Annotated in this window: 8 protein-coding genes and 3 tRNA genes; 1 reads left to right on the top strand and 10 read right to left on the bottom strand. The window is 43.0% G+C overall.

The window, feature by feature from the left end; translation table 11 throughout:
- Positions 1–3: 3 nt before the first annotated feature.
- The 10 genes from GAVG_RS01445 to nrdD all read right to left on the bottom strand — a co-directional run bounded on the left by GAVG_RS01445 (position 4) and on the right by nrdD (position 11,870).
- On the bottom strand, positions 4–657 hold the full coding sequence (locus tag GAVG_RS01445; protein ID WP_004112219.1) for a peptide deformylase: 654 nt from the start codon (positions 655–657) through the stop codon (positions 4–6).
- 301 nt (positions 658–958) lie between these two features.
- Positions 959–2,371, bottom strand: coding sequence for a phosphoglucosamine mutase (gene glmM, locus GAVG_RS01440; RefSeq protein WP_004574382.1), 1,413 nt, complete (start codon positions 2,369–2,371; stop codon positions 959–961).
- 270 nt (positions 2,372–2,641) lie between these two features.
- Positions 2,642–2,713, bottom strand: a tRNA-Glu gene (locus GAVG_RS01435).
- 74 nt (positions 2,714–2,787) lie between these two features.
- Positions 2,788–3,687, bottom strand: a complete 900-nt coding sequence (trmB, locus tag GAVG_RS01430) for a tRNA (guanosine(46)-N7)-methyltransferase TrmB (RefSeq protein WP_009994345.1) — start codon at positions 3,685–3,687, stop codon at positions 2,788–2,790.
- A gap of 166 nt (positions 3,688–3,853) precedes the next feature.
- A tRNA-Phe gene (locus tag GAVG_RS01425) sits at positions 3,854–3,926 on the bottom strand.
- A 43-nt stretch (positions 3,927–3,969) separates the two neighbouring features.
- Positions 3,970–4,043 (bottom strand) — tRNA-Asp (locus GAVG_RS01420).
- 102 nt (positions 4,044–4,145) lie between these two features.
- Complete coding sequence (locus tag GAVG_RS01415; protein WP_009994347.1) at positions 4,146–6,197, bottom strand: ABC transporter ATP-binding protein; 2,052 nt, start codon at positions 6,195–6,197, stop codon at positions 4,146–4,148.
- A gap of 2 nt (positions 6,198–6,199) precedes the next feature.
- Complete coding sequence (locus GAVG_RS01410) at positions 6,200–8,041, bottom strand: ABC transporter ATP-binding protein (RefSeq protein WP_029600583.1); 1,842 nt, start codon at positions 8,039–8,041, stop codon at positions 6,200–6,202.
- A gap of 467 nt (positions 8,042–8,508) precedes the next feature.
- Complete coding sequence (nrdG, locus tag GAVG_RS01405) at positions 8,509–9,222, bottom strand: anaerobic ribonucleoside-triphosphate reductase activating protein (RefSeq protein WP_009994349.1); 714 nt, start codon at positions 9,220–9,222, stop codon at positions 8,509–8,511.
- Positions 9,223–9,416: 194 nt separating this feature from the next.
- Positions 9,417–11,870, bottom strand: coding sequence for an anaerobic ribonucleoside-triphosphate reductase (gene nrdD / locus GAVG_RS01400; protein ID WP_004112200.1), 2,454 nt, complete (start codon positions 11,868–11,870; stop codon positions 9,417–9,419).
- Positions 11,871–12,153: 283 nt separating this feature from the next.
- On the opposite strand from nrdD, the gene GAVG_RS01395 reads away from it, so the two are divergent.
- Positions 12,154–12,576 carry a DUF3052 domain-containing protein gene (locus GAVG_RS01395; protein WP_004112197.1) on the top strand — a complete coding sequence of 141 codons (423 nt, stop codon included), beginning with the start codon at positions 12,154–12,156 and terminating at the stop codon, positions 12,574–12,576.
- Positions 12,577–12,648 lie beyond the last annotated feature (72 nt).

Here is a 12,648-nt window from a genome sequence, read left to right as displayed (position 1 = left end):
ATTTTAAATCGCAAAACCGAGTGTTCTAGCAGCAGTTACAGGAACAGCCTCATCAGCCCAATAATCCTCAAGATTTTCATCTGTAGAAAGCGAGCGCATCTCAGCACGATCAATATAAAGCTCTCCGCGTAAATGATCTGTTTCATGCTGGAAGATTCGCGCTGGCCAACCATGTAAACGTTCAGAATGCTGCTTACCATCTTCATCTTGCCATGTAGCTTGAATATCTAACCAACGCTGACGAACCGCCTGATATCCTGCAACACTCAAGCATCCTTCGTAAAAACTGCGTGTTTGTGTTCCAATTGGTTCATAGTGGGGATTTATGATCGCCCTAAATGGCAATTCTGCAATATCCCTAGGATCATCTGCATCGTCTCGAACATGGTCTTCTACAACAGCAATTGCAAGACCTAAACCAATTTGCGGAGCAGCTAAGCCAACTCCTGGTGCATCTAACATAGTGCTGTGCATAAGCGAAATAAGCTTATTAAGAGTAGCACGCGTTAGCTGACCATCGTAAGCCACTGTTCGTTGTCTTAACACAGGCTCTCCTGCTTGAACTATAGATAGCACGCCATCGTCTGTAGCGGAATCTAAAAGGCGCTCCACCGCGCGGCTAAGCTTAGTATCAACACTTGCGTGATGCGTAAACATAGGGCTCCTTTACCAAGGCTAATTCTACAAAACTTCTAAAGTAATTTACAAAGCCAACTTTGATTATTGTTGCTAAATCACATACGCTCAAACAACAATACCAAAAGGATTAGTATATCAAGGTTATCTGTTTTTTGTAGCTGTAAACGGCGTGTCTAACAACATTCTCAGGAAATCGCTCGCGCGTTACAGCGCGCTCACGTCTTCGCCGCGCAGAAGCAGTGCTTCTGATCTAAGCGGCTCAGCGCTCCGAATTACCTTTTCGCGCTACGCTCTAAGCGAAAAGGTAGGTCGTCGCGCGCTACAGCTTAAGATTATCAGTTACAACTTGCGCAAGTCGTGCACAAACCTCATCTGCTTGCTCTTGCGTTGCAGCTTCACACATAACGCGCACAAGTGGTTCTGTTCCGCTTGGTCGAAGAAGAACGCGCCCCGTATCTCCCAAAAGCGCGCTTTCTTTTTCTACCGCTTTAAGAACAGCAGCATTAGTTTTAGCTGCCATCTTATCTACATTCGGCACATTGACTAAGCATTGCGGAAGCTGAGGGAAGTCGGCAGCCATTTGCGAAAGCTTCTTGCCTTCGCGCACAACCTCGCGACACAGCGTAAGTGCTGTAAGTGTGCCATCTCCCGTGGTTGCAAACTCGCGATTAATCACATGACCCGACTGTTCACCGCCAAGAGAATAATCGCCTCTAAGCATCTCTTCTAGAACGTAGCGGTCTCCGACGCTTGTTTGAACAGTGGAAATACCCATGTCTTTTAGCGCAAGCTTTAATCCAAGATTGCTCATTACTGTAACAACAAGAGTATTGTGATTCAGCTTTCCTTCGGCTTTCTTAGAACGCGCAAGAATGCCCATAATTTGGTCGCCATTAACCATGTTTCCATTTTCGTCTACAGCTAGGCAACGGTCTGCATCACCATCGAAAGCTACTCCTAAATCGGCGTTAGACGCCTTAACCATAGCTTGCAATTGTTCTGGATGTGTGGAACCAGCGTGGTCGTTAATATTGTATCCATCTGGAGAAGCGTTAATTACTATTACTTCTGCGCCTGCTCTGCGCAATGCTTCTGGTGCTACTACAGACGTTGCACCATTTGCGCAGTCTGCCACAACTCTTAATCCCGAAAGAGGTTTTGGACGTGTTGATGTTTCGCTGTTTAATGGAGCAACAGAAGAAACGAGGTGATCGATGTAAAGGTTTGTTGCGGTAATAGTGTCATGGCTGATTCGTCCAACGCCGCTGCCTGTAGGACGCTGCCATTCTTTGCCTAAAACAGCCTCAATCTCGTCTTCTTTGCTATCTGGAAGTTTGAAGCCTCCGCGTGCAAAGAACTTAATGCCGTTATCTGGCATTGGGTTATGCGAAGCAGAGATCACAGCTCCCATTTCTACATTGAGCACAGAAGTTAGAAAAGCCACGCCAGGAGTTGGTATTATGCCAGCATCAATCACATCAAAACCGCCCGCACTCATTCCAGCAGCCAAAGCCGATGCTAAAAAGTCTCCAGAAACTCTAGTATCTCGCCCAACCAACGCTCTGCGTCGAGCATGCATTTTCTTCCCTGCATCTTCGTTATGCGACTCGCTACTATGCGTTGCTTCACCTAAAACACGTACTGCAGCATCTCCTAAATCCAACGCAAGCTGCGCGGTTAAATCTCGATTGGCTAATCCCCTAACACCATCTGTTCCGAACATATTTGGCATAACCAGCCTCTTTCGTCTAACTAATAGTCATTGCTATTTACACATTTTGTATATTATCTACAAATAATCTTGTAAACACACGCTGTTCATTATTTTACCCTGCATGCCACTAAACGCGCCACTGACCACTGACATAATCTTATTTCTTATTTGCAATTAACTTTGGTTGAATTACGGGTAATCGGGGTAATCGCTACCCTGAAATCACTACTTGCAACAAGACATTGATAATCAAAAAGCCACTTAGCAAACTAAGTGGCTTAGAATTTGTACCCCCTAAGAGAGTCGAACTCTTGTTGTCAGATTGAAAGTCTGGTGTCCTAACCGTTAGACGAAGGGGGCTTTAACCAAACCATATGATATTAACACTCATAAACTCACATAGCAAATTACGGCGTGTTGAATCATTTTGTCACTCATTTAGCAACATAAGTCAAATCGTGAATTTTTCTACCTGCTTCTAATCCTTTACGCTCAAAATTCGTCAAAACCCTACCTTCAAATCTTACAGATTCCGCGAAATCAGCATGAGGTAAATCTTTAGCATCTTGAGCATTGCCCTTACCAACATGCTCAATCGGCAAACTTACTTGTAACTTTCCAGTATTTTCAAAATCTTCTCGTTCATCCATAACTTCATGAACATGTAGTGCATAATCCTCAATATCCGTAGCAATTCTCCAAACGCCTTTATCAATAAGTGCGTTATGCACCGCATCTGCCAAAGACGGCTGCACAATCCTACGCTTGTGATGTCTCATTTTAGGCCATGGATCTGGGAAGAAAGTCCAAACTTCTTTCAAAACACCATTAGAGCATGAAGCTAGAAAATCAGGTGCATTAACTTGCGCTATTCTAAGATTTTCTACACCCTGTTTTCCAGCTAATAGCATTGTGTGTGCCACTCCTGGATCATAAACTTCTAGTGCAAGAAAATTAATATTTGGATTTGATTCGGCTGCGGCTACAATATTTTCTCCCTGACCAGATCCTATTTCTACAATAAGAGGATTCGAATTACCCCAATTTTTAGCAACCCAGTTGGAGTCTACCAGCAAATCGCTTTTTACACGTAAAGACCCTAAACTATCTTCAACATTTAATAAATATTGGCTTGAATATCGCTCTTTTGCTCGCTCAAGACGCGCGTCCAAACGAGCAGACCTTCTTGCAAAAGAAAGAATTACTCTAGCAGAACCATTGTCTTTATCATCTTTATTGTTTTTATGCTTATTCATACAATTCAATTCATCAGATTCCAAAATATTGGATTCTAATTCGTCAGATTGCAAATTTACTATTTGAGATTCTTCCACTTTATTCCACTTCTATTCACATAAAATTGTTCAACTACGACTCATAATATCAACTCATCGTATGGTATCAAAGCAGCAAAACAGGGTGAGGATGGATAATGTAGGTAAGACGCAAAAACAAAAAGCGCTAGAAGCAATCAAACACTTCTAACGCTTATTTTGACAGTGGCTCCGAGCGGGATCGATCCGCTGACCTAACGATTTTCAGTCGTTCGCTCTACCAACTGAGCTACAGAGCCATGATGAATAAAAAACCCGGCGAACCGGGTATTCTATTAATCGCGACCCCGGCCGGACTTGAACCGGTGACCTCCGCCGTGACAGGGCGGCGCTCTAACCAACTGAGCTACGGGGCCGTGGCTTTGTTCTCTCGAACAGCCGAGTCACTATCTTACAGAATCCTTAGCAAAATGCAAGTGCCGCGCGTGTTCGGCGTGTTGCAGCACAAAATCAAGCTATTATTCAAGCTCAGCAGCTCCAGTGCAAAGCTGATAATACTCCCCACGTTTTGCCAATAATTCCTCATGCGAACCGCGTTCAATAATGCGACCGTGATCCAGCACCATAATCACATCAGAATTGCGCACTGTGGACAGTCTGTGAGCGATTACAAATACAGTGCGCCCTTCCATCAAAGAATCCATTCCACGCTGAACTAATTCTTCAGTATGCGTGTCAATCGATGAAGTTGCTTCATCGAGAATCAACACAGGCGGATTTTCTACTGCAGCACGAGCAATAGAAATAAGCTGCTTCTGACCTTGAGAAAGCCCTTCACCGCCATTGTTAAGCTGCGTATTGTATCCGTCAGGAAGATGAGAAATAAACGCGTCAGCATGAGCCAATTTTGCAGCTTGAATACAATCTTCGTCGCTAGCATCAAGATTTCCATAACGAATATTGTCCATTATTGTGCCAGTAAATAAATTCACATCTTGCAAAACAGTGCCAATAGCGTGACGCAAATCCGTTTTGCAAATATCGCGCACGTCAATGCCATCATACAAAATTTGCCCATCATCAATGTCGTAAAAACGCGTAAGAAGGTTAGCAATAGTAGTTTTTCCAGCACCTGTAGCTCCAACAAGAGCAACTTTTTGACCAGGTTTTGCAAACCACGTAATATCGTGCAAAACTGGATGATCTTCTTTGTAGCCAAACACAACATCCGTAAAACGCACGTCGCCTCGAAGCAAAGTATAGTGGCCATCCTTAGAAGTGCGAGCATCTCGCTTTGCATGGCACACAATCTCTTGAGCCATTTCACTTAAGTTTTGAGCGCACTTTTTAGCTTTAGTGCCATTATCTTGCTTTGACCTTTTCCAAGCCCAATAAATATTGTTTCCTTCAGATTGTTCGTCTACTTCTTCAAGCACATCAAATGCTGATTTTTCTCCAAGATCTTCAGCAGACTGAAGTACACGCACTTTAACTAATTGCACACTGCCAGAATCAAGTTCTGGCTTTTCATCAAGTAACTCAAAAATACGATAAGCTCCTGCAAGAGCCATCATAAGTGCGTTAGCTTGCATTGTAATTTCGCCAATAGGGTTAATAAATGCGCGCGAAAGTGCCAGCAAAGATATAAGCGTACCTAATGTAAGAGTACTAGATCCAGATAATCCCAGCGTTGGCAAACCAGCTGAAGCAGCCCACGCACCAAGTAAAGCAATTAATACATAAAGCAAATAGCTTGCATTACTAATAACAGGCATTACATTATTCGCATAAGAATTGGCACTTGCAGAAATTTTTTGCACTTTTTCTATGCAATTATCTAATTTTTCAATAGAATCTGTCTCATGATTAAAAATTTTAATCACTTTGCTGCCTGTTGCAGATTCTTCAACAAACTCATTTAACTCGCCTAATGCATGCTGGAATTGCTCAAATAAACTGCCAGATTTCTTTAGCATAAAACGCACTAAATAAAGCAACATTGCAGTAAATATAGCTACAAAAACTGCAGCCGGAAGCGATAGGCACATAATAGATATAAACGCTGCCAAAATCGACATTAGTGCAGAAAAAGAGTCCGGAAATGCCCACGAAATTGCCTCACGAAGAACCTCAGTATCGTTTGTGTAACGGCTCATAATATCGCCGTAACCTTGAGAATCTAAGTAACGCAATGAAAGCTTCTGCTGATGCTTAAACATAGAATCTCGCAAATCACGCATAACACTTTCAGATATATTCGCAACAAGCCTGCTCCAAAGCCAAGAACAAAACACACCAACAGCGTAAACACTTGCCATCAGAATAATCATGCGAACAAGAGGCGTCCAATCCTGATTATGCTTACCGACAAGCGGAAGAATATACGAGTCAACAAGAGATTGCAAAAACATTGCGCTTGCAGCTTGCACGATTGCGCTAACTATTATTGATGCAATAATTACGCAAATTTTAACTCGATACACAAGCACATAAGAGGCAAGTCTGCTAAGAGTTTTCCAACTAATAGCTGAATCATTTTTAGAAGAGTGAGCCGTTTTATTATTAGCCATTGTTATTTAGCTCCTTCTTCTTTAGTTGCGCTAGTTATTCGACTTTTTTCTTGAGAAACCGCCATATTTCTGTAAATTTCACAAGATTTAAATAATTCATCATGCGAACCGTTAGCAACAACACGACCATCTTTAAGAACAACAATAATATCCGCATGTTCGATTGAAGATATGCGCTGAGCAACGATAATTTGCGTAGAATCAGGCATAAACTTTTTCAAGCCATCGCGAATTTTACTATCCGTTTTCATATCAACCGCACTCATCGAGTCGTCGAGGATTAAAATTTTCGGCTTCCTCAAAAGTGCGCGCGCAATGCACAAACGCTGTCGCTGACCACCGGAAACATTCTTACCACCCTGGTCAATATGCGTATTGTAGCCGTCTGGTAAATCTTTAATAAACTCATCAGCACAAGCAATTTCGCAAGCTTGACGCAAATCATTATCGCTTGCTTCCGCCCTACCCCAGCGAAGATTTTCTGCAATTGTGCCACTAAACAAAATATTTTTTTGTAGAACAACACCAACTTCTTCACGCAAACTAGAAGAATCATAATCGCGAATATCTTTTCCGCCTACAAAAAGAGCACCAGAAGTTACGTCATAAAGTCTTGCAATTAATTGCACTAAACTTGATTTTCCAGATCCCGTTGCACCAACAACGCCAACAGTTGCTCCAGAAGGAATAGATATATTTATATCATGTAAAATTTCCTGTTCTGCTGGAGTGGATTCATCTGTATTATCTGATTGAGGATAGCGTAACGAAACATTTTCAAAACGCACAGAAGCGTCAGAAAGCTTTGTAAGTGGATGCTTGGAAACAACTTCAGTATTTCGAGATTGCAAAACATGTGAAATACGATGCATCGAAGCTCGAGCTGTTAACGACATTACAAAAACTGCAACTAAATTCGCTAAAGCAAACAAAATTTGCAAAGCATACACTACTAATGCAGCAAGATTTCCCGTTGTTAAACCAAAAGCAGGATTATTTCCTGAAGCCACAATTTCGTGCGAAGCCAACCACGCAATAAGTAGCATGCCAGAATAAAAACATAAGTTAAACAAAGGAATACTACAATTTAACACATACTCAGCTTTAATAAAATAATCATAGATTTTATGCGAAATACGCATAAAACGACTTATTTCATAATCAGAACGCACATAAGACTTTACGACGCGAATATTATGCAAATTCTCGCCAACTCTATTATTCATCTCGTCAATCATTCGATAAATTCGAGAAAATGCTGGAGCAACTATACTCGCACCAAAAACGCCAATTGCACCAACAATAGGCACAAATGAAAGAAAAACCCACGAGATAGCAGGGCTAATTGAAAAAGTAAACCACCAAGCAGTGATGATAATCATAACGCTGCGAACACCAGAGCGAATAATCATTTGGTAAGCAAATTGCACATTTGACACATCACTAGTCATACGTGTAACAACAGTACCGCTAGAAAACTTATCTAAATCAGAAAAACTTAAACTTTGTAAGCGTGAAAACATGTTGTGACGTAAATTTTTACCAAAACCAGCACTAGAATGAGCGCAACAAATACCAGAAACAACGCCTGCAATCATTGCAATTGCAGCAAAAATAAGCAATTGCAAACCATAATATTGCACAGCTTCTTGAGAACGTGACATAATACCAAAATCAATAAGATTTGACATTACTGTAGGGATCTCAATTTGCATAGCAGCTTCTATGCAAATTGCGAAAGACGTTAGCACTCCAAGAAGACGATATCGCTTTAAGGATGCCATCACTGTGCGGAACGCATGAGAAGCGTAATCCTTAGGTTTTTGCTGCGATTTTGCTGTCATGCGACCTCTCTGATAAGTGTAATGTATACGCTTAATCATATCACCTCTGACTTGTAGCACTTTTGTACCACGACACGCCGTATTTTGAGTACAAACGCACTACAAGAAAAATCGAGAATCTCGGTGTTTAAGCGATACGCAATTGTTCTAGCATGTAATAGGGCTGGGTGATTCTTGGTCGAACAGTATAAGAGCGGCAGCCGATACCAAACAATCCAATGAGTCACCACTACAAACAAACATCAACACAAAAAACAAAATCAAAGCCAAAACGGAACAACCGCAACAACAGACTACACGTAATAGGCAGAGCGTTGTGAGACAAGAATTAGCCAGCCCTCTCGCAACGCTAAGTAGGAAAATCGCTCGCGCGGTCTAAGCGCGCTCGCGTCTTCGCCGCACGTAAAGTCCACTGGACTTTACGTTTGAGCGGCTCAGCGAATCGAAGTACATTCGCGCGCTACGCTCTAAGCGCTCATGCAAGTCGATTCGCCTTTTGCACGATCCTTGCCGTAGATTGATGGAATAAAACGCTCTTGATCGTGAAGCTTTTCCCAGATTACAGGCGGATTTTGTGGATTTTCCAGCGACTTTGGCACGTCGATAATTCGCTGATTACTAGACCCACGGAATTGCAATAGCGAATCGTGAAGATTCTTCATATATCGCCCGTCAACAAGAATGTCAATGTATCGCAATAACTCAAGCTTGTCAGGAGTCTCGCCCGGTCGCATAAGCTCTTCCCAGGTGTAACCAGTCCAACTCCAAATATCTTTTGTATTGCCAAATTCGCTTCTAATACGCTCACATAGTGGAATCAATATGCCAGTGTTAAGCAGCGGCTCACCGCCAAGAAGCGTCAATCCTTGTACATATGGTTGCGCTAAATCTTCCATAATTTGGTCTTCGAGCTTTTGAGTATAAGGGTGACCAGCGCGAAAATCCCAAATTGACTCGTTATAGCATTCAACGCAATGGAATGGGCAGCCAGAAACGTAAAGCGAGCAGCGAATTCCCTCGCCGTCTGTCATAAGAAATCGCTTATAATCAGCCACCATTCCCTTGCTCATGCGCTCACTGGACCACTGCCCTGCGCGAGGATTGTTAGAAAGAGAGGTTGGAATCCACGGTCCACGGTTAACATCTGATGGAGCAAAATCATGTAAACTTATGCGAGCCATAGTCCACCTCCTCTAGCTTTAAATATTTTATTAAATAATCTTAAATAAACTTTTGTTAGATTGTATTAACTTTTGTTAAATAAAATAAAATCCAGCCGTCAAAAAATGCGATCAACATTTTCTAACGGCTAGATATATTACATATCACCAAATAATAAACACAAACTAAAACGTTATTTCACGCTATTCCGCTACTACTTGGTCTCCTCGTACCATTCACGAGACTCACCGTTGTTAAGAACAACATGACCAGTTTCTCCAGACATGTGCTTAACGCGATGAGCGATTTCCTCGTGACGTCCGTGAACCATTGGACGCTGAACAGGATTACCCAAGTAGCCACAAGTGCGCTTAGTAACATTGCACTTATCTGGGTCACTGTTTCCGCACTCTGGGCAGCGGAAGCCTTCTTTAGTCGGTTCAAAATCGCCCTGGAATCCGCAAACGAAGCAATGGTCAATCGGAGTGTTCGTACCCAAGTAGCCAATACCAATCTTGTAAGCATAATCCCAAACAGCCTCCAAAGCTTTAGGATTTGCCTGCAAGCATGGGAACTCGCAATAGTTAATAAAGCCGCCAGAAGCAAGATACGGGAAGTCAACCTCGTAGCGGAGCTTCTCCATAGGAGTTGGCTGCAGCCAAACCGGATAGTGGAAGGAATTGGTGTAGAAGTCGTGATCGGTAACGCCTTCAATACGACCAAACTTCTGACGATCCATGCGGTTAAAGCGATCCGTCAAAGACTCAGCAGGAGTTGAGTAAACGGAATAATGGTAGCCTTCAGCCTTTGACCACTGCTGGCAAAGCTGATTCATTCGGCGAACCATAGAAAGCGCAAATTGCTTGCCATCTTCGTTCCAACTGTGATCTTGCATCCAATCCTTGCCAAAGAACACGGATGTAGCCTCATACAAGCCAATGTAGCCCAAAGACACCGTTGCACGCTCGTTGCGGAACAGCTGATCCACGCTTTCGTTAGCTTCCAAACGACCAAAAGCACCGTAGCGGAACAGCGTTGGAGCATTCACAGGGGTTGCCTGCTTGCAACGCATAATGCGGAATCGCAGAGCCTGATGAGCCACTTCCATACGCTCGTTAAAAAGCTTCCAGAATCGGTTCACGTCTCCATGAGACTCCAGCGCAATACGCGGCACGTTAACTGTCACAACGCCAAGATTCATACGACCGTCTTCCACGTCTTTGCCAGTCTTTGGATCAATCCAACCCTGAAGGAAGGATCGGCAGCCCATAGGAGCCTTAAAGGAGCCAGTAATCTTAATAATATTCTCGTAGAACACAACATCTGGATACATGCGCTTAGTAGAGCACTCAAGCGCAAGCTGCTTCAAATCGTAGTTCGGATCGCCAGCATCTGCGTTTACACCATGCTTAATAGTAAACACAAGCTTAGGGAAGATTGCAGTATGACGATCTTTGCCGAGTCCACGAATACGGTTAAGTAAGATAGCGCGTTGAATTTCGCGAGCAAACCAAGAAGTACCCAAACCAAATCCAACAGTTACGAACGGAGTCTGACCGTTAGAAACGCGGTTGGAATTAATCTGATATTCCATTGTTTGCATAGCATCGTAAATCGCCTTGCGCGTCATAATCTTTGCGTAAATTTCACGAATCTGATCAAGCTCACTCAAGTTTTCATCAAAAGGAGTATCAGCAGGAAGCGGATCCCTATCCGAACAATGAAGATTCTTAGGCTCCTGAGCTTTCAAACCGTCAATCATATCTTTGGCAACTTCGATCGGCGTAGAATCAGGAATCATGGCATGAGCCATAGCAAGATTCTTATCATAATCGCACTTAGCATAAGGCTCAAGCATCTCGTCTGCACGATTAACTGTTTGACCGCCGTACTGTGCGCCTGCAATATCCTTAATAATCTGCGTAACCTGAGTTGCAGCAGTGCCAATAGACTTTGGGCTATCCATCATTGCGTTACCAAGAGCAAATCCCTTAGCGAGCATATCACCAAAATCTGGGAGCGAGCAGTTGCTCATGCAAGTAAATGGCGAATAATCAGCATCATGGAAGTGAATATCACCCTTCATATGCGCGTTAGAAACTGCATGAGGAAGCATAGAAAACGCGGAAGCCTTGGAAACAGCGCCTGCAAGAAGATCGCGCTGAGTGGCGTAAACATTGGAATCCTTGTTGGCGTTTTCGCGAACAAGCGACTCATCTCGGTTTACAAGACGATTTACTGCTTCGTTAATATCGGTTGCCTTAGCGCGGTCAATATCTCGGTTTAGACGATAGCTTGTGTAGCAACGCGCAACTTCGTAAAGGTGATTTTCAATAAGACCATGCTCGACAAGAGTCTGAATATCTTCAATCTTTGCAGGTCCATTGTAACGATCCTGAATTTCAGCTTCTATATGGTCCGTAATATCGCGAATCATCTGCTCTTCTTGAGGACCGACTTCTTTGCGCAAGTCCTTAAAAGCGGCTTTAATTGCCATAATAATGTTCATTTGATCAAAATCGACAACGCGACCATCACGCTTTTCGACCTGCACACGAGACTTCTTAGAAGAATCACTATCCGAGATAGAATCAGCCATTTCTACATCAACATCGCTTAGCTGCGATTCTAAAGTCATGTCTTCTAAAGTCGTACCAGAGACCTGCATCCTACAGACCTTTCTTACATCTACAGTTTATTTATCCTGTTATCCATCCTGTTTTGAATAATGACCATTATTCAAAACAACTTGCTCAACTATAACCCAACCTCTGCACAATATCTAGGGAACTTTATTCAAAAAACAAACTATATATAGTGATTTTGGATATTTTCGCGATTTTTGAGGCGTGTCTCGATGCAACCGGAATATATATGCATTCCGTTATCAAGAAACACGCACTAAACTTAAAAATCGCACAAATTCGTGGCACTTTGATATATTGAGTCACGTGGAACAGACAGCTTTTCAACATGCAGAAGAATTTGGCTTCCAACCTGGAGATATCGTACAGCAGTGGCTGTGGGACGATGACGTTGACGATGCAATCTGCGACAATATCGAAAATCTTACTGGAGAAGATCTGGTAGATGAAGATTACGACTCATCTGTTGACGGCGTCATTATTTGGTGGCGCGATGGCGACGATGAGGATGAGTTGGCAGACACGATTATGGATGCCACAAACATGTTAGACGACGAAGCTCCAATGTGGGTTCTAACACCTAAGCCTGGTCGCGAAGGCTCTCCAAGCTCCAGCACAGTGCAATCCGCTGCTAAAACAGCTGGCATGAATGCTGCAACTCCTTTAACCGTAAGCGAAGATTGGAACGGAATCCGCTTGCGCGCATTCGGCAAGGGTCAGAGCAAATAGCGCAAATAGTCGTCGCTTAGTTAGTTGACGGGTTTTGTACCAAATTTGACCTAAATCACGTACATTCTCGGG

Source organism: Gardnerella vaginalis ATCC 14018 = JCM 11026 (assembly GCF_001042655.1).
Taxonomy (GTDB): Bacteria; Actinomycetota; Actinomycetes; order Actinomycetales; family Bifidobacteriaceae; genus Bifidobacterium; species Bifidobacterium vaginale.
The sequence above is the reverse complement of the archived record's forward strand: the minus strand, read 5'-3'. Positions and strand labels throughout refer to the sequence as shown.

Bases quoted from the DNA above. Each gene is read 5' to 3' on its own strand.
- nrdG (WP_009994349.1), bottom strand. From the start codon at position 9,222: ATGGCTCGCATAAGTTTACATGATTTTGCTCCATCAGATGTTAACCGT.
- glmM (WP_004574382.1), bottom strand. From the start codon at position 2,371: ATGCCAAATATGTTCGGAACAGATGGTGTTAGGGGATTAGCCAATCGA.
- GAVG_RS01410 (WP_029600583.1), bottom strand. From the start codon at position 8,041: ATGACAGCAAAATCGCAGCAAAAACCTAAGGATTACGCTTCTCATGCG.
- GAVG_RS01445 (WP_004112219.1), bottom strand. From the start codon at position 657: ATGTTTACGCATCACGCAAGTGTTGATACTAAGCTTAGCCGCGCGGTG.
- GAVG_RS01415 (WP_009994347.1), bottom strand. From the start codon at position 6,197: ATGGCTAATAATAAAACGGCTCACTCTTCTAAAAATGATTCAGCTATT.
- nrdD (WP_004112200.1), bottom strand. From the start codon at position 11,870: ATGCAGGTCTCTGGTACGACTTTAGAAGACATGACTTTAGAATCGCAG.